Origin of the sequence: Allobosea spartocytisi (assembly GCF_014764685.1) — a bacterium.
In the GTDB taxonomy this organism is placed as follows: Bacteria; Pseudomonadota; Alphaproteobacteria; order Rhizobiales; family Beijerinckiaceae; genus Allobosea; species Allobosea spartocytisi.
The window spans coordinates 297,741-320,009 of sequence record NZ_JACXWY010000005.1 but is presented as its reverse complement, the minus strand read 5'-3'; the positions used below and the strand labels follow the sequence as shown (position 1 = coordinate 320,009).

The 22,269-nt window shown below is 67.4% G+C and carries 22 protein-coding genes; 16 read left to right on the top strand and 6 right to left on the bottom strand.

Features of this window, described 5'->3' with window-relative positions:
• Position 1: 1 nt before the first annotated feature.
• The 14 genes from IED13_RS11170 to IED13_RS11105 all read left to right on the top strand — a co-directional run bounded on the left by IED13_RS11170 (position 2) and on the right by IED13_RS11105 (position 13,441).
• The gene (locus tag IED13_RS11170; protein ID WP_191124220.1) at positions 2-1,015 is read left to right on the top strand and encodes a branched-chain amino acid ABC transporter permease; all 1,014 of its coding nucleotides are present in this window, start codon (positions 2-4) and stop codon (positions 1,013-1,015) included.
• The gene (locus IED13_RS28790) at positions 1,012-1,746 is read left to right on the top strand and encodes an ABC transporter ATP-binding protein (RefSeq protein ID WP_038362687.1); all 735 of its coding nucleotides are present in this window, start codon (positions 1,012-1,014) and stop codon (positions 1,744-1,746) included. The genes IED13_RS11170 and IED13_RS28790 overlap by 4 nt, the downstream gene beginning before the upstream one ends.
• Complete coding sequence (locus tag IED13_RS11160; protein WP_113254314.1) at positions 1,736-2,443, top strand: ABC transporter ATP-binding protein; 708 nt, start codon at positions 1,736-1,738, stop codon at positions 2,441-2,443. The genes IED13_RS28790 and IED13_RS11160 overlap by 11 nt, the downstream gene beginning before the upstream one ends.
• A 67-nt stretch (positions 2,444-2,510) precedes the next feature.
• A complete protein-coding gene (locus IED13_RS11155; RefSeq protein ID WP_038362689.1) occupies positions 2,511-3,269 on the top strand; it encodes a LamB/YcsF family protein in 759 nt (252 codons plus the stop codon).
• Positions 3,266-3,997 carry a 5-oxoprolinase subunit B family protein gene (locus IED13_RS11150; protein WP_191124219.1) on the top strand — a complete coding sequence of 244 codons (732 nt, stop codon included), beginning with the start codon at positions 3,266-3,268 and terminating at the stop codon, positions 3,995-3,997. Before IED13_RS11155 ends, IED13_RS11150 begins: the two co-directional genes overlap by 4 nt.
• Positions 3,994-5,019: a 5-oxoprolinase subunit C family protein gene (locus tag IED13_RS11145; RefSeq protein WP_191124218.1), complete on the top strand. Its 1,026-nt coding sequence runs from the start codon at positions 3,994-3,996 to the stop codon at positions 5,017-5,019. The genes IED13_RS11150 and IED13_RS11145 overlap by 4 nt, the downstream gene beginning before the upstream one ends.
• 28 nt (positions 5,020-5,047) lie before the next feature.
• The gene (locus IED13_RS11140; RefSeq protein WP_191124217.1) at positions 5,048-5,833 is read left to right on the top strand and encodes an SDR family oxidoreductase; all 786 of its coding nucleotides are present in this window, start codon (positions 5,048-5,050) and stop codon (positions 5,831-5,833) included.
• 57 nt (positions 5,834-5,890) lie between these two features.
• Positions 5,891-6,592 (top strand): ribonuclease activity regulator RraA, encoded by a 702-nt coding sequence (locus IED13_RS11135; RefSeq protein ID WP_038362697.1) that lies wholly within the window; start codon positions 5,891-5,893, stop codon positions 6,590-6,592.
• 68 nt (positions 6,593-6,660) lie between these two features.
• Positions 6,661-8,586: a methyl-accepting chemotaxis protein gene (locus IED13_RS11130; protein ID WP_113254318.1), complete on the top strand. Its 1,926-nt coding sequence runs from the start codon at positions 6,661-6,663 to the stop codon at positions 8,584-8,586.
• 21 nt (positions 8,587-8,607) lie between these two features.
• The gene (locus IED13_RS11125; RefSeq protein WP_191124216.1) at positions 8,608-9,813 is read left to right on the top strand and encodes a pyridoxal phosphate-dependent aminotransferase; all 1,206 of its coding nucleotides are present in this window, start codon (positions 8,608-8,610) and stop codon (positions 9,811-9,813) included.
• A 506-nt stretch (positions 9,814-10,319) separates the two neighbouring features.
• On the top strand, positions 10,320-11,138 hold the full coding sequence (locus tag IED13_RS11120) for a transporter substrate-binding domain-containing protein (RefSeq protein ID WP_038362701.1): 819 nt from the start codon (positions 10,320-10,322) through the stop codon (positions 11,136-11,138).
• Between the two features lie 103 nt (positions 11,139-11,241).
• Positions 11,242-11,940, top strand: a complete 699-nt coding sequence (locus IED13_RS11115) for an ABC transporter permease (protein WP_112761630.1) — start codon at positions 11,242-11,244, stop codon at positions 11,938-11,940.
• A complete protein-coding gene (locus IED13_RS11110) occupies positions 11,937-12,620 on the top strand; it encodes an ABC transporter permease (protein WP_191124215.1) in 684 nt (227 codons plus the stop codon). The genes IED13_RS11115 and IED13_RS11110 overlap by 4 nt, the downstream gene beginning before the upstream one ends.
• Positions 12,621-12,646: 26 nt before the next feature.
• Positions 12,647-13,441 carry an inositol monophosphatase family protein gene (locus IED13_RS11105; RefSeq protein WP_133561031.1) on the top strand — a complete coding sequence of 265 codons (795 nt, stop codon included), beginning with the start codon at positions 12,647-12,649 and terminating at the stop codon, positions 13,439-13,441.
• Positions 13,442-13,460: 19 nt separating this feature from the next.
• Here IED13_RS11105 and IED13_RS11100 read toward each other — a convergent pair whose 3' ends face one another.
• Positions 13,461-14,588, bottom strand: a complete 1,128-nt coding sequence (locus IED13_RS11100) for an aminotransferase class I/II-fold pyridoxal phosphate-dependent enzyme (protein ID WP_191124214.1) — start codon at positions 14,586-14,588, stop codon at positions 13,461-13,463.
• Positions 14,589-14,709: 121 nt separating this feature from the next.
• On the opposite strand from IED13_RS11100, the gene IED13_RS11095 reads away from it, so the two are divergent.
• Together IED13_RS11095 and IED13_RS11090 are read left to right on the top strand one after the other, a co-directional pair.
• On the top strand, positions 14,710-15,537 hold the full coding sequence (locus IED13_RS11095; protein ID WP_191124213.1) for a helix-turn-helix domain-containing protein: 828 nt from the start codon (positions 14,710-14,712) through the stop codon (positions 15,535-15,537).
• A gap of 255 nt (positions 15,538-15,792) precedes the next feature.
• Positions 15,793-16,596, top strand: a complete 804-nt coding sequence (locus IED13_RS11090; RefSeq protein ID WP_191124212.1) for a DUF72 domain-containing protein — start codon at positions 15,793-15,795, stop codon at positions 16,594-16,596.
• Between the two features lie 3 nt (positions 16,597-16,599).
• Here IED13_RS11090 and IED13_RS11085 read toward each other — a convergent pair whose 3' ends face one another.
• The 5 genes from IED13_RS11085 to IED13_RS11065 form a co-directional block, all read right to left on the bottom strand.
• Positions 16,600-17,085: a YbaK/EbsC family protein gene (locus tag IED13_RS11085; RefSeq protein WP_191124211.1), complete on the bottom strand. Its 486-nt coding sequence runs from the start codon at positions 17,083-17,085 to the stop codon at positions 16,600-16,602.
• Positions 17,082-17,360, bottom strand: coding sequence for a hypothetical protein (locus tag IED13_RS11080; protein WP_191124210.1), 279 nt, complete (start codon positions 17,358-17,360; stop codon positions 17,082-17,084). The genes IED13_RS11085 and IED13_RS11080 overlap by 4 nt, the downstream gene beginning before the upstream one ends.
• 3 nt (positions 17,361-17,363) lie before the next feature.
• On the bottom strand, positions 17,364-18,542 hold the full coding sequence (locus IED13_RS11075) for a low temperature requirement protein A (RefSeq protein WP_191124209.1): 1,179 nt from the start codon (positions 18,540-18,542) through the stop codon (positions 17,364-17,366).
• Positions 18,543-18,749: 207 nt separating this feature from the next.
• Positions 18,750-20,342 carry a bifunctional phosphoribosylaminoimidazolecarboxamide formyltransferase/IMP cyclohydrolase gene (gene purH, locus IED13_RS11070; RefSeq protein ID WP_142022755.1) on the bottom strand — a complete coding sequence of 531 codons (1,593 nt, stop codon included), beginning with the start codon at positions 20,340-20,342 and terminating at the stop codon, positions 18,750-18,752.
• Between the two features lie 108 nt (positions 20,343-20,450).
• On the bottom strand, positions 20,451-22,199 hold the full coding sequence (locus tag IED13_RS11065; RefSeq protein WP_191124208.1) for a heparinase II/III family protein: 1,749 nt from the start codon (positions 22,197-22,199) through the stop codon (positions 20,451-20,453).
• Between the last annotated feature and the right edge of the window lie 70 nt (positions 22,200-22,269).

Sequence of the window (22,269 nt, the reverse complement as noted above, 5' to 3'; positions counted from 1 at the left end):
GATGACGGACGAAGCCCTGAACCTTCCTCCGGCCTTCGGCATGCTGCCGCGGCGCCGCAACCAGCTCCTCGTCGCCGCCGCGGTGTTCGCGGCGATCGCGGTCTCTCCCTTCGCGATCAAGGACGTCTATCTCCAGAACGTGCTCGTGCTGACGCTGCTCTACGCTGCCGTCTCGCAGAGCTGGAACATCCTCGGCGGCTATTGCGGCCAGATCTCGCTCGGCCACGCGCTCTATTTCGGCATCGGGGCCTATGCCACCTCGGTGCTCTTCGTCACCTATGGCGTCGTACCCTGGGGCGGCATGCTGGTCGGCGGCATCCTGTCGGCCGCCATCGCGCTGCTGCTCGGCTATCCCTGCTTCCGCCTGAAGGGGCATTACTTTTCGATCGCGACCATCGTCATCGCGGAGATCGGCCTGCTGCTGGTCCATAACTGGGACTTCGTCGGCGGCGCGCTGGGCATCCAGTGGCCGTTCGGCTCCGACAGCTGGGCGACGCTCCAGTTCGCGCGCGACAAGGTGCCCTATATCCATCTCGCGCTCGCCTTGCTGGCGATCACCTGGTTCGTCACCTTCCTGATCGAGGGCTCGCGCTGGGGCTATTGGTGGCGCGCGGTCAAGGATAATCCGGAAGCCGCCGAAAGCCTCGGCGTCGAGATCTTCCACTCGAAGATGGCGGCGGCAGCGGTCTCGGCCTTCTTCACCGCAATCGGCGGCGCCTTCTATGCGAGTTTCCTGGCCTATATCGACCCGGAGAGCGTGATGAGCTTCCGTTTCTCGCTGCTCTTTGCCCTGCCGGCCGTGCTGGGCGGCATCGGCACGCTCTGGGGACCCGTCGTCGGCGCCGCGATCCTGATCCCGCTTACCGAGATCACCCGCTCCTATCTCGGCGGCTCCGGCTCGGGCATCGACCTGATCATCTATGGCGGCCTGATCATGCTCGTCGCGCTCGCCAAGCCCGAAGGCATCCTCAGCCTCTTCCAGGGCAAGAGGCAGAAGGCGGAGGGGCGCTCATGAGCACGGACATCCTCCTCGACGTCCAGAATGTGACGCGGCGCTTCGGCGGCCTCGTCGCCAATTCCGACGTCTCGGTCGAAGTGCGCCGCGGCGAGATCCTCGGCCTGATCGGGCCCAACGGCGCCGGCAAGTCGACCCTGTTCAACCTCATCGCCGGAGCATTCCCGCCGAACGAGGGCAGCATCCGCTTCGAAGGGCAGGACATCGCCAGGCTGTCGGGGCCGGCGCGTTGCCGGCTCGGCATCGCCCGGACCTTCCAGGTGCCGCGCTCCTTCGACTCGATGAGCGTGCTCGACAACGTCATGGTCGGCGCCTTCGCGAAGGAGCCGGGCAGCGCGGCGGCACGCCGGGTCGCCTATGAGACGCTCGCCTTCTGCGGACTGCAGCAGCGCGCCCCGGCGCCGGCCGGCGAGCTGACGCCGCCCGAGAAGCGACGCCTCGAAGTGGCGCGCGCGCTCGCCACCAAGCCCAAGCTCCTGCTGCTCGACGAGGTGATGACCGGCCTCACGCCGAGCGAGGCCCGGCTCGGCGTCGAGCTGGTGCGCAAGGTGCGCGACCAGGGCGTCACCGTCGTCATGGTCGAGCACGTCATGGAAATCGTCATGCCGCTGGTCGACCGCGCCGTTGTGCTCAACCTCGGCAAGGTGCTGGCGGAAGGCAAGCCGCGGGACGTGGTGCGCGACGACGCCGTCATCACCGCCTATCTGGGGGAGAGACACCGTGCTGCTTGAAGTCTCCTCCCTGACCACCGCCTATGACGGGCTGATCGCGATCTCCGACATCTCGGTGACGGTGGCTGAAGGCGAGATCGTCGTCGTGGCGGGCGCCAACGGGGCCGGCAAATCGACCCTGCTGAAGACCATCTCCGGCATGGAGAAGGCCCGCTCCGGCACGGTCTCCTTCGCCGGCGAAACGATCAGCGGGCTGCCCGGCCACGAGATCACCAAGCGCGGCGTCGCCTATGTTCCCGAGAACAAGCGGTTGTTCCCGCGGCTCTCGGTCTCCGACAATCTGAGGCTCGGCAGCTATCTGCACCGGGCCAAGGCCGATCGCGAGCAGCCGCTGGAGCAGGTCTTCGCCCTGTTCCCGCGGCTGAAGGAGCGCCTGCCGCAACGCGCCGCGACCCTGTCGGGCGGCGAGCAGCAGATGCTCGCCATCGGCCGGGCGCTGATGACGCGCCCGCGCATCCTGATGCTCGACGAGCCGTCGCAGGGCATCATGCCCAAGCTGGTCGACGAGATCTTCGCGGCGGTCGAGACCATCCGCAAGGCCGGCGTGACCGTGCTCCTGGTCGAGCAGCGCCTGGCCGAGAGCCTGGAGATCGCCGATCGTGCCTATGTGCTGCAGACCGGCAGGGTGATCCTCTCCGGCACGGCCGCCGAGGTGCGCGACAATCCGGATATCCGGCGCGCCTATCTCGGCATGTGACGCAAAGGAGGGCGCCGCAAGGCGGCGCCCTCCTCGGTTTCGGCAATTCAACCAAGCGGGGTGCGCCATGCTGTCCGTCGATCTCAATTCCGATCTGGGCGAGGGCTTCGGGGCCTATAGCTGCGGCGACGACGAGGCCATGCTGGGCATCGTCACCTCGGCGAATGTCGCCTGCGGCCTGCATGCGGGCGATCCGGAGATCATGGCGAAGGCGTTCACGGTGGCGCGCGAGCGTGGCGTGGCGATCGGCGCGCATCCCGGCTTTCCCGATCTCTGGGGGTTTGGGCGCCGGCGCATCCCGTTCTCGACCGGCGAGATCGAGCGCCTCGTCGCCTATCAGCTCGGCGCGGCGCAGGCGCTGGCGGCCTATGCCGGCCACCGCATCAGCTATGTGAAGCCGCACGGGGCGCTCGGCAACATCGCCTGCGAGGAGCGCCCGGTCGCCGATGCGATCGCGCGAGCGGTGAAGGCGGTCGATCCCAGCCTCGCCCTGCTGGCGACGGCGCTGACCGCGCAGGTCGCGGCCGGCGAGGCGGCAGGGCTGACGACCTATCAGGAGATCTTCGCCGATCGCGGCTACACCGATGAAGGGTTGCTGATCGCGCGGAGCAAGCCCGGCGCGATGATCACCGATCATGAGGAGGCCGCTGCCCGCGTCATCGAGATGGTCACCGAAGGCGTCATCGTCACGGCGACGGGCAAGCGCCTGCCGACGCCGGTCAGGTCGATCTGCGTGCATGGCGATTCCAGCCATGCAGTCACGATGGCCCGCCATGTGCGCAAGGCGCTGGAACGGGCCGGCATCACGCTCGCGGCCTTCGCATGAGCGCTTCGGACGCCACGCCGCGCTTTCTCGATGCGGGGGAAGCCGCGCTGGTCGTCGAGTTCGGCAGCGGCGTAGACCCGGCAGTCAGCGACCGCGTGCTCGCGCTCGACGCCGCGCTCGCGGAGGCGGCGCCCACGGGCCTGCGCGAGTTGGTGCCGACCTATCGCTCGCTGATGATCCATTACGACCCGTTGCAGATCACCCGCGACGCGCTGGTCGGGATGGTCGAGGAGCGGCTGTCGGCTCCCACGACCCGCGCGCGCAAGGCCGTGCTGTGGACGGTGCCCTGCTGCTACGAGGCGCCGCATGGCGAGGATCTCGCCGAAATGGCCGAGATCATGGGCATGCCGGCCGAGAAAGCGGCGCAGATCCATGCGGGCGCCACCTATCGCGCCTATATGTACGGCTTCGCGCCGGGCTTCACCTATCTGGGTGGTCTGCCCGACGAGATCGCGATCTCGCGGCGGACGAAGCCGCGCCCGCCGCATGACAGCAAGGTCGTGCTCGTCGGCGGCGGGCTTAGCGCCATCGCCACCTTCTCGATGCCGACCGGCTGGTACGTGGTCGGGCGCACGCCGGAACGCCTCTATGCGCCCGAGCGCGCCAGCGCCTTCCTGATGGAACCCGGCGACGACATCCGCTTCGAGCCCATCGATGCCGCGACCTTCGCCGCGCTCGACCGGCGCGTCGAGGCCGGCGAGGTGGTGGCCCGGAGGCAGGGGCAATGACCGGGACGCTCAGCATCCTCTCGGCAGGCCCGGGCTCCACCGTGCAGGATGGCGGCCGGCACGGCTATCTGCGCTATGGCGTGACCGGGGCGGGGCCGATGGACCCGCTCGCGCATGCGGTCGCGAACCGGGCGCTGGGCAATCCGGCCGGCGCGGCCGCCATCGAAGTCTCGCTGGGCGGCATCGAGATCACGGCCGAGGAGGCGCCGCTGACCGTCGCGGTCGCGGGCGGCGCCTTTTCCGCGACGCTGGACGGGCAGGCCCTGCCGCCGGCCGTGGTTGTGCATCTCGAGCCTGGAGTCCAGCTGAGGCTCAGGGCCGGGGCGGCCGGGTGCTGGTGCTATCTCGCGGTTGCCGGCGGGCTCGACCTGCCGCTCGTGCTGGGCTCGGCCTCGACCCATACGCGCACAGGCATCGGCGGCCTCGAAGGGCGCGCGCTTGCGGCCGGCGACAGGCTCGCGACCGGCACGCCGGCCAGGGTGTCGGTCGCGGCGGGGGCGATCCAGGCGCCGCTGCTGGAGCGCCCGGCCGAGACGATCCGTGTCATCCTCGGGCCGCAGGACGATTTCTTCGCCCCCGATCAGATCGCCTCCTTCCTGGCGGGGCCCTGGACGGTTTCGGCGCGCGGCGACCGCATGGCCTGCTTCCTCGAGGGGCCGAAGCTGACCCATCTGCGCAGCTACAACATCACCTCGGACGGCATCGCCATGGGCGCGATTCAGGTGCCCGGCGAAGGACAGCCCATCATCCTGATGGCGGACCGGCAGTCGACCGGCGGCTACCCCAAGATCGCGACCATCATCGGCCCCGACCTCGGTCGCCTGGCGCAGGCCCGGCCGGGCAGCACCCTGTGCTTCCGCAGCGTGTCGCATGCCGAGGCCGTCGCCGCGCGGGCGGAGGAGCAGGCGTTCCTGGCGGGCGCGATTCCGGTCGAGCCGCTGATCCGCACCCGTTTCACCTCCGAGTTCCTGCTCGGACTCAATCTCGTCGACGGCTATGTCGACGCCCATGCGCAGGCATGACCTGACGCGGCATCATCGGGAGTTTCGGATGGATTTCGGCATTTCGGGAAAGACGGCGTTGGTGCTCGGCGCCGGCGGCGGGCTGGGCGGCGCGATCAGCCTTGCGCTGGCCCGCGAGGGCGTGAAGGTCGCGCTCGCCGACATCGACGCCGCGGCGCTGGAGCGGGCGGCGAATGCGATCGAAGCCGTGGGCGGCACCGCCGAGGCCCTGCTCTGGGATCTCGGGGATCTTTCCGTCATCGACGCCAATGTCTCGCGCATCGAGCAGGCGCTCGGCCCGGTCGACATCCTGGTCAACAATACGGGCGGACCGCCGCCGACCCCGGCCTCCGGCCAGCCGAGCGAGCTCTGGGCGAAGCATTTCCAGTCCATGGTGCTGTCGGTGATCGCGCTGACCGATCGGGTCCTGCCCGGTATGCGCGCACGTCAATGGGGCCGCATCGTCACCTCGACCTCGTCCGGCGTCGTCGCGCCGATCCCCAATCTCGGCGTCTCCAACGCGCTCAGGCTCTCGCTGGTCGGCTGGTCGAAGACGCTGGCGCGCGAGGTCGGCCGCGACGGCATCACCAGCAACATCATCCTGCCCGGTCGGATCGCCACGGACCGCATCCGTTTCCTCGACGAGGCCAAGGCCAAGCGCGAGAACCGCAGCGTCGAGGAGGTCTCGGCGGAGAGCACCGGCTCGATCCCGCTCGGCCGCTACGGTCGGCCCGAGGAATATGCCGACACCATCGCCTTCCTGGCGTCCGAGCGGGCCTCCTACCTCACCGGCAGCGTGATCCGCGTCGATGGCGGCCTGATCGCCAGCATCTGATCACCCTTCACCCTTCACCCTTCATCCCATCGCAAAGCAACGAGCGAGCACGACCCCATGTCCAACGACGCCAAGATCATCGAAATCCTGTCGCAGGTCACCACCGCGACCCTGACCACGATCCTGCTCAAGAAGGGCCTGCGCAATGTCTGGCTGCGCGGCACCAAGCCGCTGAAGCCGGGCCAGAAGCGCCTCGTTGGCCGCGCCTTCACCTTGCGCTTCGTACCGGCGCGCGAGGACCTCGCCACGCCGGAATCCTGGTCCTCGCCGAGATCGACCCGCGCCGCCATCGAGGCGATGCCGGAAGGCTGCATCGCCGTCGTCGATGCGATGGGCGTGACCGATGCCGGCATCTTCGGCGACATCCTCTGCGCGCGCATGGCCAAGAAGGGCGTCGCCGCGCTGATCACGGACGGCGTGGTGCGCGACGTTGCCGGCGTGCTCGGCACGGGGCTGCCGGTCTGGTGCCAGGGGGCCGCGGCGCCGCCTTCCGTGGCCGGGCTGACCTTCGTGAACTGGCAGGAGCCGATCGCCTGCGGCGGCGTCGCCGTCTATCCGGATGATCTGATCGTGGTCGACGATGACGGCGCCGTGCTGATTCCGGCCGCGCTGGTCGACGCGGTGGTCGAGCTCGCCCCGGAGCAGGAGCGGCTCGAGGGTTGGATCATGAGCGAGGTCGAGAAGGGCGCGGTCCTGCCCGGCCTCTATCCGCCCAATGCCGAGAACAAGGCGCGCTACGAGGCGACCAAGAAGGGCTGAGCCCGGCATTGGGGGCTGCGATGGCGGCGGTCATGCCGCCATCGGCGACATGAGGGCGGGGGATAGAGATGGCGGCATTGCAGGGGCGCGTGACACTTCAGGCGAGGATCGCCGCCGGATTCCTGTTCGTTCTGGCGATGTCCGCCGTGCTGGGCTGGTTCGCCATTGCCTCGGCCCGCGATTCGCTGGCGCTGTTCCAGCGCTACCGCTCGGTCACCACCGCCGCGGCGGGGCTTGCCGCAGCGCAGGCCAGCTTCGGCGATGCGCGCCTTGCCGGCGAGGCGTTCGGCCTCTCGCTCGACCCGAGCAAGCTGGACGAAGCCGAAACGGCGGCGAAGGCCAGCCTCGCCAGCATCGCGGTGGCGAAGGCTGCGGCCGACATCGGCGGCGTCGCGGCCCTGGTCGGCACGCTGGATGAGGGGCTCGGCAGCTATATCGCGCAGATCGCGATCCTGAAGGGCGCCGGCCTCCAATCCGAAGCGGCCCAGGCGCTGCTCAAGATTGGCGAAGACAGCTCCGCCGCGATCAAGCACTCGGCCGCGGCGTTGGAGCAGCGCGCTGCCATCGTCGGGCCGGAGATGGAAAGCACCATGGCCGGCGCGGCCAGCCGCGCACTGATCCTCGTCTCCGTCGTCATCCTCATCGGCTGCGCGGTCTCGTTCGGCATCGGCCGCTCGATCGCGCGGCCGGTGCGCCAGATCACCCAGGCGATGGGCGAGATCTCCGAGGGCCGCCTCGACGCGACGATCCCGGCGCAGCAGCGCAAGGACGAGATCGGCGAGATGGCGGCGGCGCTGTCGGTGTTCCGCGACAATCTCGTGCGCGTCCGCGCTCTCGAAACCCAGGAGCGCGCCGCCGCCGCCGAGAGATCGGCCCGCGCGGAATCGATGATCGCCATCGTCAACGATGTCGGCGCCGTCGTCGCCGCCGCCGCGGCCGGCGATTTCAGCGCCCGGCTCAGGATCGAGCATGCCGATGCCGAGATGCAGAAGCTCGTCAGCGGCATCAACGAGATCAACGCCGTCGTCGACCGCGTGGTGTCCGAATTCTCCGAGGCGCTGGCCGCCATCGCCAAGGGCGACCTGACGCGCTCTGTCGCGACCCGCCATCAGGGCCGTTTCGCCGAACTCGACCGCTCGGTCGACGACATGGTCGCACGCCTGTCGCAGGTGCTCTCCGGCATCCAGTCCTCGACCGCGCAGGTCTCTTCGGCCGCGCGCGACATTCATGCGGGAGCCGATGAGCTCTCGCGGCGCGCCGAGGAGCAGGCCGCTTCGCTCGAAGAGACCGCCGCGACCACCGAGGAGCTGGCGGCCTCCGTGAAGATCAGCGCGAATTTCGCCGCGACGGTCGCGCTCGCCGCCGGCGATGCCGCCAATGTCGCGGCCCAGGGCGGCACGATCGTGCGCGATGCGGTCCAGGCGATGGAGCGCATCGAGCAGGCCAGCGCGGAGATCGCCAAGATCAGCCGCGTGATCGACGACATCGCCTTCCAGACCAATCTCTTGGCGCTCAACGCCGCCGTGGAGGCGGCCCGCGCCGGCGATGCCGGCAAGGGTTTTGCCGTCGTCGCCTCGGAGGTGCGCACCCTGGCCCAGCGCTCCGGCACGGCCTCCCAGGATATCGGGCGCCTGATCGCGACGGCGACGCAGGAGGTCGGGCAGGGGGCGCAGCTGGTGCGCTCGGCCGGGACGACCTTCGAGCAGATCGTCGCGGCCTCGAAGCAGGTTGCCGACACCGTCTCCGAAATCTCGACCGCGTCGCACGAGCAGGCGCACGGCATCGAGGAGATGAATCAGGCGGTCACCCATCTGGACGGCATCACCCAGCAGAACGTCGCGCTCTCCGAGAAGAACGCGGCCGCCGCCGCCGTCCTGGCGGACGAGACGCGTCGCCTCGACACGCTGATCGCGACGTTCACGATCGGCAGCGGCTCTGCGGCGGTCATGCCGCCGCGCCTCGCCCTGGTCCGTTCCGCGACGCCCGGCGCTTAAAACAACAAAGGACTGCCTTCGATGAGCCTGCTTTCCTCCAAGCTGAAGGCCGTAAGGCCTTCGCCGACCATCGCCATCACCCGCACTGCGGCGGAGCTGCGCCGCCAGGGCAAGGACATCATCGGCCTGTCGCAGGGCGAGCCCGATTTCGACACGCCGGACCATATCAAGGCCGCCGCCAAGGCCGCGATCGACAAGGGCGCGACGAAGTACACCGATGTCGACGGCACGCCCGAGCTCAAGGCGGCCGTTGCCGCCAAGTTCAGGCGCGAGAACGGGCTGAACTACGACGCGTCGATGGTCAGCGTCGGCACGGGCGGCAAGCAGGTGATCTACAATGCGTTGTGCGCGACGCTCGATGCCGGCGACGAGGTGGTCGTTCCCGCGCCCTATTGGGTGTCCTATCCGGATATGGTGCGGCTGGCAGGCGGGACGCCGGTCATCCCGCTGTGCCTCGAGGCCAGCGGCTTCAAGCTCACCCCCGCCATCCTGCGCGCAGCATTGAGCCAGCGGACGAAATGGCTGATCCTGAACTCGCCAAGCAACCCGACCGGGGCGGGCTATTCTGCCGCCGAGCTGAAGGGACTGGCGGAGGTTCTCCTCGACTTTCCCGCCGTGCATGTCCTGACCGACGACATGTATGAGCACCTACGCTACGATGGCTGGCAGTTCGCCACCATCGCCGCTGTCGAGCCCCGCCTGTTTTCGCGCACGCTCACGGTCAATGGCGTCTCCAAATCCTATGCCATGACCGGCTGGCGCATCGGCTTCGCCGGAGGACCGTCAGAACTCATCAAGGCGATGGCGACGCTGCAATCGCAGAGCACGACCAATCCGAGCTCGGTCTCGCAGGCGGCGGCCGTGGCGGCGCTCACCGGACCGCTCGATTTCCTGGCCGAACGCAACGCCGTCTTTCAGACACGCCGCGATCTCTGCCTGGAGGCCTTCTCACGTATCGAGGGGCTGAGTTGCGCGACGCCGGAAGGCGCGTTCTACCTCTACCCGTCCTGCGCCGGGCTGATTGGCCGCAAGCGTCCCGATGGGCGGGTGATCGCCAACGACGCCGACTTCGTGGACTATCTGCTCTCAGACGCCAATGTCGCGGCCGTGCCCGGCGTCGCCTTCGGGCTGGAGCCCTATTTCAGGATTTCCTTCGCGACCGGGACGGACCGACTGCACGCGGCCTGCGCGCGCATCGCGGCGGCCTGCGCTGCTCTGAAGGCTTAGCGGCATGAACCCGCCGGCCGCAGCTGCCGGCGACATGCGCACCGGCGTGGATATCCGGCTCAGCCTGCTCTCAGGGATGTGGCCTGACGACGACGCTTAACGTTCGCTTCGACTGCTAAGCGTTGTTGCCGAGAAGGCTCCCTCGATCAGGGGGATCATCGAGAGGATCCAGGCAAGGATGCCGTAGAGCAAGCCATTAACCCGTCGGCCAGGGCGCGGCGCGGGTGCCGAACGGATCGATGAAGCTAAATCTGTCATGCGTTGTACAGGGTCGCCGGGGCGACGCCGGAGGTGCAGGCGCCTGTCGCGTCGCCTCCACGTCTTCGCGGACTGGGTCGAACACCTCTTAAGCTAGAGCTCGTGGCGGGACGTGCCCCGGCTGCTGCAGTGCATCAACCTCTGGGATGATAGGTTCATTCCCGATCTGGTGATTAGTCTCGGGTATCGGCTGCAGCTCGAAACGAACTTTCGCACCGTGACTGCCGCCTAAGAAAAAGGGGACAATCATGAAGATCAGCGTCAAATGGTTATTCGCAGCGATGATGGGGCTGTCGGCAGGGATAACGGCGGCCCAGGCTGACGAGCTCAAGGTCGGCATCGAGTGCACGTCATTCCCGTTCAATTATCGCGATTCGACCGGGGCCTATGCCGGTTACGACGTCGACGTCGCCAACGAGATCGGCAAGCGCCTCGGCGACAAGATCGAGTTCGTCTGCCAGAAATGGGACGGCATGATCCCGGCGATCCTCGCCAACAAATTCGATCTCATCGTGGCCTCGATGGGCATCACCGAGGAGCGCCAGAAGAAGCTCGATTTTTCGCGCCCGTATCGCATCTCGGTCGGTCGCTTCGTCGCTCCCACGGGCGCCAAGCTCGCCTTGTTCAACCCGGACGGGTCGCTCAATCCGGAAGGCTTCAAGTCGATCAAGGTCGGCCTGCAGCGTTCGACCACCTATGACGACTGGCTGAAGGCCAAGATGCCGAGCGCCAACGTCATGCGTTACGACACCGTCGAAGCGCTGTTCCTCGACATCAAGGCCGGGCGCGTCGACACCATCATGACGAACCCGATGAAGGCGCATGACGCCTTCCTCAGCAAGCCGGACGGCGCGGGCTTCGGCTTCGTCGGGCCTGAAGTCTCCGACGACAAGCTGTTCGGCGCCGGTGCCGGCGTCGGCCTGCGCAAAGGCAACGAAGCGCTGCTCGCCAAGGTCGACAAGGCGATCGCCGCGATGACCGAGGACGGCACGCTGGATACGTTCAGCAAGAAGTACTTCCCGTTCCCGATCTATCCGCGCGACTGGAAGCCCGCCTCGACCAATTGAGACGATCCTCGCCACGGCAAGCTGGGCCTTTCGGCTCCCGGCCTGCTGTGGCGGCCGCTCGCCTGCCGAGCATCCCAAGCCCCCGCCACCCGAGAGGATCACCATGTTCGAGGAGCTCTGGCGCTGGAGCGGGGCCTTCATGCAAGGCACATTGGTCATCCTCCTCGTCTTCCTGGTCTCGCTCGTCCTGACCGTGATCTGGGGGCTGCTGGGGGCAAGCGCCAAGCTGTCGGGCAACCGCGCCGCGAAGGCCGCCGCCAATGCCTACACGGTGGTTTTCCGCGGCACGCCGGAATTCCTCTTGCTGTTGCTGATCTATTTCGGCTCGGCTGTGACCCTGACGGCGCTGGTAAAGCTCGTCTGGCCGCAGACCCGCTTTGTCGATCTCTCGCCCTTCTGGGCCGGCGCCTTCGCCATCAGCCTGATCGTCGGAGCGGCCGCCACCGAGACCTTCCGCGGCGCCTTTCTCGGCGTGGATCGCGGGCAAGTCGAGGCCGCGCAGGCGCTGGGTCTCAGACGCTTGCAGGTCTTCTTCCTGATCCGCCTGCCGCAGATGTGGCGCCTCGCCTTGCCGAGCTTCGGCAATCACATGAACTCGCTGGTCAAGGACACGGCCCTGATCTCGGTGATCGGTCTGCAGGAAATCATGTTTACCGCCGACATGGCCGCCTCGACCAACTCCATGCCCTTCGCCATGTATTTCGCGGTCGCGCTGATCTATCTCGGCTTCACGACGATCATCACCCTGGGTACTGGTCATCTTGAGCGCCGGGCCAACCATTTCATGACGGTCTCGCGATGAGCTTCGACATCGCGCTCATGCTGACGAGTTTCCCGCAGCTGCTGGCGGGGCTCGGAATGACCCTTCAGCTGCTCGGCATCTCGCTGGTCTCCGGCCTCGTGATCGCCATCGTCACGAGCTGGGCGCGAACCACGCGCTTTCTGCGCTGGCCGGCCGAGGCTTATGTCTATTTCTTCCGCGGCACGCCGCTGCTGGTGCAGCTCTTCGTGATCTATTTCGGCTTGCCGCAGGCAGAGTTCGTGCGCAGCGGGCCGTGGTGGCCGTTCCTGCGCGAGCCGTTCTGGTGCATGTGCCTGGCGCTGTCGCTGAACAACGGCGCCTATGTCGCCGAGATCATCCGCGGCGGCATGCTGGGCATCGGCAAGGGGCTGAAGGAGGCGTCATGGGCGCTGGGCCTGAGCCGCTTCCACCATCTGCGCCTGGTCACGGTGCCGATCGTCACCCGTCTTTGTCTTCCGACCTATGGCAACGAGGTCGTCAGCCTGATGAAATCGACCGCGCTCGCCAGCACGGTCACGCTGCTCGATGTCACGGGTGTCGCCCGCTCTATCGTCGCCGAGACCTTCGCCCCCTACGAGATCTTCATCGCGGCCGCGCTGATCTATCTGGCCCTGACCTTCCTGATGCAGACGCTGGTCTCGTGCCTGGAGGCGCGGCTGGGTCGTTATGCGCAGCGGTGACCGCCTTTCGCCCAGCGAGATCGTCCATGTCAGCCCAAGCCCACCCTGCCGACTTCCTGCCCTTCGCCCACCGCCTCGCCGATTGCAGCGGCGCGATCCTGCGACGTGTCGCGGGCGAGAACCGCGCTTTCGACACCAAGGGCGACGCCAGTCCGGTGACGGCGATCGATCGCGAGATCGAGACGGCCCTGCGCGCGGCGATCGCAGCCGAGTATCCCGAGCACGGCATTCTCGGCGAGGAATTCGCGCCCACGAATCTCGACAGCGAGTGGGTCTGGGTTCTGGATCCGATCGACGGAACCAAGCAATTCATCGCCGGAATTCCGCTCTACGGGACGCTGATCGCGCTCACGCGAAACGGCATGCCCGTGCTCGGCATCATCGACCATCCCATGACCGGCGAGCGCTGGAGTGCCGCCGACGGCAGTCCCGCGCTGCGCAACGGCGTGGTCGTGACGACCGCCAAGCGCAGCACCCTGTCAGGGAGCCTGCTGTTCACCTCCAGCCCCGAGCCCTATGACGACAGGGAGCGTCGCGGGGTGGCGGCCGTGCGATCGGGTGTCGCCTGGTGCGTCTATGGCGCGGGCTGCTATGGCTATGCCCGGCTCGCCAGCGGTGCGCTCCATATCGGCATCGAGGGCGGGCATGATCCGTTCGACTATTGCGCGCTTGTCCCGATCATCCGTGCGGCGGGCGGCGCGATCAGCGACTGGGAGGGCAGACCGCTTGGGCTGACCTCCGGCACGCGTTTCGTCGCCTGCGCGACCCCGACGCTGCACGAGGAGGTTCTGGCCACCATGGCGCGGGCGATGGTGGCCTGAACAGCGAGCCGTCGGGCTCTCAGGCCGCGGCGACGAGGCCGGGGGCCGTCTCCCGGATGGCGGCCGAGATGGCAGCCAGGCCGCCGCGCAGTTCCTCTTCGAGCGGCCACAGGAAGCCGATCCGGAAATGGCTGCGCGGCATCTCGAACCAATGACCGGGCCCGACATAGGTGCCGTGCTTCTCCAGCAGAGTCTTGTAGAAAGCGTCGAAGTCGAAATCGGCGCCGACATTCATGCGCGGGAAGCAGACGACGCCGCCCTTGGGCTCGACCCACTCGATGAGCGGATCGTTCTTCGCCCAGTCCCGCATGATGTCGAGCCGGCGGTGCATGACCGGCGAAAGCGCGTCCAGGAAGGCGTCGCGCTTTTCCAGCATCGTGCGCGCGAGCCACTCGTCGACGACGCTGCCGCAGATGCCGATCTGCTCCTTGGCGGCGAGGAAGGTCTCGTAGAGCGCCGGATCGCGCGTGACGATCCAGCCGATGCGGATGCCCGGGATGCCGTACGCCTTGGACAGGGACGAAACGCTGATCACGCTCTTGCTCAGGCTGGCTGCGATCGGCAGCTGCTCGCCATAGGACAGGTCGCGATAGGTCTCATCGACGAGGAGGCGGCAGCCCTTCTCCTCGACGAGCGCGATCAGGCGACGAAGATCGGTTTCCGGCATCAGGGTGCCGGTCGGATTATGCGGGCAGGTGATGCTGACATAGCGTGTATTGGGCCGGATCGCGGCCGCGACGCGTGCGATGTCGAGTGCGAAGCCGTCCTCGAAGGACAGGTCGATATAGCTGATCTCGCAGCCGATTGCCTTGGGGGTCTCGATGTTCGTCGCATAGTTCGGGCGCACAACGACGAGATGGTCCTCGCGCGACAGAAGCGTCGTGGCGATGATGAAAAGCGCGCCGGCTGCGCCGGCCGTGATGAGAATATCGTCAGGCGTCAGCCCCGCGCCCTGTCCCGCGACCAGCTCGCGCAGCCCCGCCTCGCCGCGATGTTCTCCGTAGAACAGCGTCAGGTCCGGGAAGGTGGCGCCGAGCTCGTGCAGGCTCTGGTCGCGGATCGAGCTTTCCGAAAGGTTGAAGCGGATCCGGTCGTAGCCGTACTCCTCCGGCGCTTCCTTCTCGATGACCATGCGTGCATATTTCATGTGCGTCATCCGCTGTGGTTGGCTTGCGTTCGTGCTTGCTTCTTAGTGACAGCGGCTCGATCTCGCCTATCCTCCCAGAGAGGGATAGCGTCGGCAGAGCGGATGGAGACGTATGCGGGATATGAACGACCGTGCGGCCCGGCTCGTAACGGCGATCGACCGAAGCGATTTTCCAGAAGCGCTGGTCAGCCATCTCGGCGAGCGTGTCGCATTCGACGCCGCGACGATCTTCGTGCACCGGCGCGAGCTCGCGCCGATCTACGTCTTCGATAACTTCGTGGGCGGCAAGGCCAAGCAGGGCATCCGCGAATATCTGCAGAAGACCTATGCGCTGAACCCATTCTTCCAGGCGCAACGGAACGGACTGGCCTCGGGCGTCTATCGCATTCGCGATCTCGCGCCCGATATATTCTTCCAAAGCGAGTTCTATAATGACTACCGGATCAAGGTCACGAGCAACGAAGAAATCGGCTATGTGACACGCGATTGGCCGGAAGGTCTGGCTGAGATCGACGTCGCCATCCGGCTCGGGCCAGACGAGACGGTCGAGTTCGCGCTATACCGCTACCGCAGCAACGGCGACTTCAGCGACGCGGACCTCATTGCGATCGAGGACGAGCTGGCCTTCTTGACCGCTTGCTTTGGCAGCTATTGGCGCCGCAATCGAGCCAGCGATGATCTCTCGGAACAGCGGACGAGCTCGGCCGGACCGGCCGCGTTTGGAGAAGGCAAGATCAGCGTGCGTGAGCGCCAAGTGCTGGAGTTCGTCCTTCGCGGATACTCGTCGGAATCGATAGCCGCCCAACTCGGTATTTCGCTGGCGACAGTGAAGACGCACCGCAAGAATGCTTATGAAAAGCTGAACATCTCCACCCAGGCGCAGCTGTTCAGCCTCTACCTCAAGCATTTGGACGCCAATTATTCGATGGAACTGACACCGTCACGTTGACACCTGTGTCGCCCGTCGCGCCGCAGCGGCCGAGTCGAGTGCCGACATGTCGGTTGATGCGATCCGCCTCATTCGGCATCCGGAAGGCTCCAATCCGCGATGAAGCGATCATGGCTCGTCCCTCGACGGTGTCCACAGACGCGCCCGATCCTGACAGCTTTGGCGCGCCTGGCGCCTTAGCATCCGCTCTGGTCCGAAAGCGGGTGGCGCGCTCCCGCTGTCGCAGGCAAAATCGCTCATCTTCGGAGGAACACCATGGCGAACGCGGCGGGAGCGATCCATATCGGCATTGGCGGCTGGGTCTTCGAGCCCTGGCGCGGGGCTTTCTACCCGGACGGCCTGCCGCAGAAGCGCGAACTCGAATATGCCGCGAGCAAGCTGACTTCCATCGAGATCAACGGCACCTATTACGGCTCGCAGAAGCCGGAGAGCTTCGCCAAATGGCGCGAGGAGACGCCTGACGATTTCGTCTTCGCGCTCAAGGGCTCGCGCTTCTGCACGAACCGGCGCGTCCTGGCCGAGGCCGGCCCTTCGGTCGAGAAATTCCTGACCAGCGGGCTGACCGAACTCAGGCACAAGCTCGGCCCGATCAACTGGCAGTTCATGCCGACGAAGAAATTCGATCGTGAAGATTTCGAAGCCTTCCTCAAGCTGCTGCCCAAGGAACTGGACGGTATCAGGCTGCGTCATGCGGTCGAGGTCCGGCATGACAGCTTCCGGACGCCTGACTTCATCGCGCTGCTGCGCGAATACGGCGTCGCTGCGATCACCTCCGCCGATGCCGACTACACTCAGATCGCCGACGTGACCGCGCCTTTCGTCTATGCGCGAATCATGGGGACGAAGGAGGCCGAGCCGAAAGGCTATTCAGATGCAGGCCTCGCGCGTTGGGCGAAGGCCGCGAAGGTCTGGGCGGAAGGCGGCGTGCCGGAGGGGCTGGAAACCATTGGGCCAGCGGCGAAGGCCGAGAAGCGCGACGTGTTTCTTTATGTGATCAGCGGCGACAAGGTGCGCAATCCGGCCGCCGCGATGGAGCTGATCGCGCGGACCAAGGGCTGAGTTCTACTCTGCCGCTGCCGCCTGCGCCGCTTCCTGGCAGACATCGACCCATTCGGCCTGCGTCAGCTCGGCCATGCGCTGTGGTGTGATGCGCAGCGCGCTATGGGTCGAGCCTGCTGCCGGCACGACGATGTCGAAGGCCTTGAGCGAGATGTCGCAATAGACCTTGAGCGGCGTGGCGAGCCCGAAGGGGCAGACGCCGCCGACGGGATGGCCGGTCAGCGCCTCGACCTCGTCCTGGCCGAGCATGCGCGGCTTGCCGCCGAGCGCGGCCTTGGCCTTGCGGTTGTCGAGTCTTGCATCGCCGCGGGTGACGACCAGCATCACCTCGTCGCCGATGCGCAAGGAGAGCGTCTTGGCGATCTGGCCGGGCTCGACGCCATGGGCCGCCGCGGCAAGCGGGACGGTCGCGCTGCTCTCAGGCGTCACGATGACGGCGATGTCGGGAGCGTGCTTGGCGAAGAAGGCGCGGACGGATTCGAGGCTCATCGGGCAATTCGCGAGGTCAGCCACAGGATCAGCAAGCTGGCGATGGCCGGCACGCCGAAGACGATGAGGAAGATCGGCGCTTCCTCCATCACGGTATAGCCTGCCCGAGCGATGCCGATCCAGAGATTGATCAGCGCACCTGCGAACCAGAGCGGCAGGAACAGCTTCACCGCGAAGGGAATCGGCCTCCCCGCCGAGATCGAAAGGCGCGGCGCCAGGACGAGCAGGATGCCGAGCAGCGCGAAGCCGATGCCGATGACCTTGATGGTATGCATAGGTCAGGCTTCCTTCGCCCGCAGCGAGATCGCTTCCCAGGCCGCAACCAGGACCAGGATCGCGGTCGCGGACAGGCTGAACCCGAGCGGCGGCAGCACGGTCCAGGCCGGGGTGAGCACCGCGAGCAGGCCGAGGCCGACGAGATGGGAGAGGGGATACCAGCCGGCCGTGATCCGTTTGAACAGCAGGTTGCCGAGCAGATAGAAGGCCGGGCCGGCGAGTACTGCGATCGCCGTTCTGCCGTCGGTATGGCCGGTGGGATGCGCGATCACCAGTTCGTCGCCGACGGCAACGAGGATGATACCGGCGACCAGCAGGACGTGGAGATAGGTATAGGCAATCCGCGCGATCCGGCCGGGGTCTTCCGAATGGGCGATATGCTGGCTCGCCCGCTCGGCGCCGATATGGAAATAGACCCACCACATCGCGACCGTGCTCAGGAAGGCATTGAGGAAGGCGGTGAGATTGACGGCTGTTGGCGGCAGTTTTGCTGCGGTCGCGCCGGTCATGATCACGGATTCACCGAGCGCGATGATGATGAAGAGGGCGCAGCGCTCGGCGAGATGCCCGCCTTCGACATTCCAGTCGCTGGTCAGCGAGCGGCCGAGGCCAAGCACCCGGAAGCCGGCGGCGGGGCCGACATATTCGATGCCGAGCGCGATCAGCCAGAGCCCGAAGCGCAACGGGCCTTCGCTCAAGCCGCCGGCGATCCAGAAGATGCCCGAGCAGACCAGCCAGATCGTGATGCGCTGGAAGTTGCGGTAGTTCGCGGGCGAGGCGTCCCTGAGGCTCACCATCGTGAAGACCGAGCGGACGAGCTGGGCCGTGACATAGGCGCCGGCGAAGGCGAGGCCGGTCGCGCCGAAGGCCTCGGGCAGCGCGCAGGACATCACCAGCCCGAGGAACATCAGGACGAAGAGCAGGATCCGGACTGGCGACCGTTCGGGGTCGAGCCAGTTCGTCACCCAACTCGTATAGATCCAGATCCACCAGACGGCACCGAGCAGGAAGGCAGCCTGGGCCAGCCCGAGCACGCTGAAATGCTCGAGCAGCGTGTGCGAGATCTGCGTGATCGCGAAGACGAAGACGAGGTCGAAGAAGAGCTCGACGTAGGAGACTCGCGCATGCTGGTGTTCGACGCGCTCCCTGAGCAGCGCGCCGGGCTTGGGATTTCGCGTCATCTCATGCCTCGCCCAACCGTCGATCCCAAGCGCGTCGTCATCCCGGACAAGCCGCGCGAGCGGCGCCGATCCGGGATCCATGCCGGAGCGCTTCCGAGAGAGGTTCAGGCCTGGATCCCGGGTCTGCGCTTCGCTTCGCCCGGGATGACAGCGCTAAATTCTGGAAGGCCTCGACCGGGGTAGCCTGTCCTGCGGCCCGCCCCGCCGTCAATGGCGGAAGTGGCGGTGTCCGGTGAAGACCATGGCGAGGCCGGCTTCGTCCGCCGCCTGGATGACGAGGTCGTCACGCATCGAGCCGCCGGGCTGGATCACCGCCGTGGCGCCGGCTTCTGCCGCCGCGAGCAGGCCGTCGGCGAAGGGGAAGAAGGCGTCGGAGGCGACGACCGAACCCTTGGCGAGGCTCTCGGGCAGGCCGGCGGCCTTCGCTGCCTCGGCCGCCTTCCAGGCGGCGATGCGCGAGGAATCGACGCGGCTCATCTGGCCGGCGCCGATGCCGACGGTGGCGAGGTCCTTGGCATAGACGATCGCGTTCGACTTGACGTGCTTGGCGACGCGGAAGGCGAAGCGCAGATCGGCGAGCTCGCGCTCGCTCGGCTGGCGCTTGGTCACGACCTTGAGCTCCATGTCGTCGACGACGGCATTGTCGCGCGACTGGGCGAGGAAGCCGCCAGCGACGGTGCGCAGGGACAGGCCCGGCGCGCGCACATCCGGCAGGCCGCCGGTCAGCAGCAGGCGCAGGTTCTTCTTGGCGGCGATCAGGGCGATCGCCTCCTCGTCGGCATCGGGCGCGATGATGACCTCGGTGAAGACCTCGACGATCTTCTTCGCGGCCTCGGCGTCGAGCCTGCGGTTCAGCGCGACGATGCCGCCGAAGGCGGAGACGGGGTCGCAGCGCAAGGCGAGCTCATAGGCCTCGATCAGCGAGCCGCCGGCCGCGACGCCGCAAGGGTTGGCGTGCTTGACGATGACGCAGGCGGCCGAAGCCGCGGGATCGAACTCGGCGACGCATTCGAAGGCGGCGTCGGTGTCGTTGATGTTGTTGTAGGAGAGCTGCTTGCCCTGGACCTGGCGTGCGGTCGAGACGCCCGGGCGGTTCTCCGGCGTGCGGTAGAAGGCCGCCCATTGATGCGGGTTCTCGCCATAGCGCATGGTCTCGGCGAGCGCGCCGCCGAGCGCGCGGAAGGCCGGGCCGGTGTCGCCCAGCTCATTGGCGAACCAGTTCGAGATCGCCGCGTCATAGGCCGCGGTGCGGGCATAGGCCTTCTGGGCGAGCTTGCGGCGCAAGGTCAGCGTGGTCGCGCCCTTCTGCGCCTCGAGATCGGCGAGGACGGAGGGGTAATCGGCCGCCTCGACCACGACGGCGACGTCGTGATGGTTCTTGGCGGCGGCGCGGATCATCGCGGGGCCGCCGATATCGATGTTCTCGATGCAGTCGTCATAGGCCTTGCCAGCCGCGACCGTCGCCTCGAAGGGGTAGAGGTTCACGACGAGCAGGTCGATCGGCTGGATGCCGTGGCCGATCATCGAGGCCTGGTGCTCGGGATGCGAGCGGATGGCGAGCAGGCCGCCATGGACCTTGGGATGCAGCGTCTTGACCCGGCCGTCCATCATCTCGGGAAAGCCGGTGAGATCGGAGACGTCGCTGACGGGCAGCCCGGCCTCGGCGATGGCCTTGGCGGTGCCGCCGGTCGAGACCAGCGCGATGCCGAGCTTGTGGAGGGCGCGCGCGAAATCGATCAGGCCCGTCTTGTCGGAAACGGAAAGGAGCGCGCGTTCGACGCGGCGAAGCTCATTCGGCATCGGGATCAGGTCCGGCTGTAATGACAGGAGCAGGCAGTCGACTGTTTGGACAGACGCGCGCGAGCTATCATGCTGCGCCGCGAAAGGCAAAAAATGCCGTCCGGGACGTCACGCTTCGGGATCGGGATCGATCAGGGTTCCCTGTCGCTCGGCCAGGGCCGCGGCGAGCGTCTGGCCGGCGCGGGGATTGGCGGCGCTGATGCGGCTGAGCCGCCAGGCGATCCGTGGCGTCGCGACAGCATCGAAGGGGATGACGAGCTGCTCGGTCTTGCGGCGGCCATCGGCGGCGGCGAGGAAGAGGCTTTCCTCGATCGCGATGGTCAGGCCGCCGGCCTCGAAGCTCCAGACCTCGCCTGAAGCCAGCGCGAGCAGGGCGCCGGTGCCCTCGCGGACAAGGCTGGCGCGGACATGCGGATGCAGATGGAAGCGGGCCGCGGCGGGCAGGGCCGTCTGCGTGCCGGTGAGGGCCACCTCATCCTCGCCGCCCAGCGAGGCACCGTCGCGGGCGAGCAGCAGGCGGCGGGTATGGGTCGCGCCGATGCGGCGATAGCCGTCATGGCTGGCGACCCATTCCGGCCCATCCGCGCCGTCCTGCCGGGCGACGCGGACATCGGCCGGACCGGAGACGACCCGCATCTCGCCGAGCACCATGCCGAAATTCGCGCTGGAGCGATCGTCGAGCACGAGGGTCGAATGGGCGGCGGTGCTGCGCGCCGCCAGCCGAAGCTCGAGCGGGCCGAAGCGGCTCGCGCCGCAATTGACGATGATGCGTTGCGCGCCGCTGGAGAATTCGAAGGCGAGGCAGCCGGCATGGGCCTCGGTGGAATAGCCACCGCGCGGCGGCGCCCCGGCATCGACGATCACGACGCTGCGCTCGGCGGAGAGCCGGCTGTAGCCGGAATAGGCGGCATGCTCGGTCGGGCGCCCGCGCGCGTCGTCATAGGCGGCAAGCGTCGCCATCAGGTCCGGCGGGGTCGTGCCCATACCGTTGAACAGGGCCAGCGCGCCGTCGCCGTGCCGGAACAGGCGCAGATGCGGCATCATCCGCTCGATCGCGGTCAGCAGGCCGCGCGGCGGCTCCAGCCCACGGGCGGCGAAGGTTTCCCGCAGCGGCAGGAGGTCGAGCAGGAAGTCGATCAGCAGGCGCGGATTGCGCGAGAGATGGCCGCCATCGGGCAGGATCTGGTCGTCGAGCTCGTCGGAGAGCAAGGTCTCCGCCCGCTTGCGGCGGGCATCCTGACCGTCCAGGCAGATGGCGGCGAGGGTGATGGCGATCAGCCCGTTGATCCGGTCGGCCCCCTCGACCGCGCCGGCGAGCGCGAGGCTGACCCGGTCGGTCAGCCGCGAGACATGGCGCAGGAAGCGCTCGTAGAAGGCGTGATCGGCGCCTTCCAGCAGGAGCGGCGAGTGGGAGAGCAGGGAAATCAGCCGGCGCGCGGCCACGGCGGGCCGGCGCGCGATATCGTTGCGGTCGCGGCGCCGGGCAATGAAATCCTCGACCAGGCTGCGGGCATTGGCGCGGGCGATGGCGGTGTCAGCGGCACGCATATGGCGCAGCCAGCCGAAGCCGTAGAGTGCCTCGGCCCAGGCCTCGGTCGGCGGCGCGATGTCGAAGGGCGATTCGCCGTGTGTGCGGACGGTGCGGCCGGCGAAGGCGTAATAGCCCGCGTAGAAATCGCCGGCCGTGGTCGGGTCGGCCGTGCGCAGGTCGTGCGGGGCGAAGAGCAGGCGGGAGGAGGGCTTGCGACCGAAGGGCCAGAGCCTGCGCGTCGCGCCGACGAGCTGGCCACGGGTGCGCCGCGCCGCCCGTCCGATCGCGGCCTGGGCCAATCCCCGACGCTCAGACCAGGCGCTCAAATCCCCCGAAAGCTCCGTTCCCGGCGCAGCTCGAGGCCGCGCAGACCATGCCGGAAGAGGCGCGGCGTCC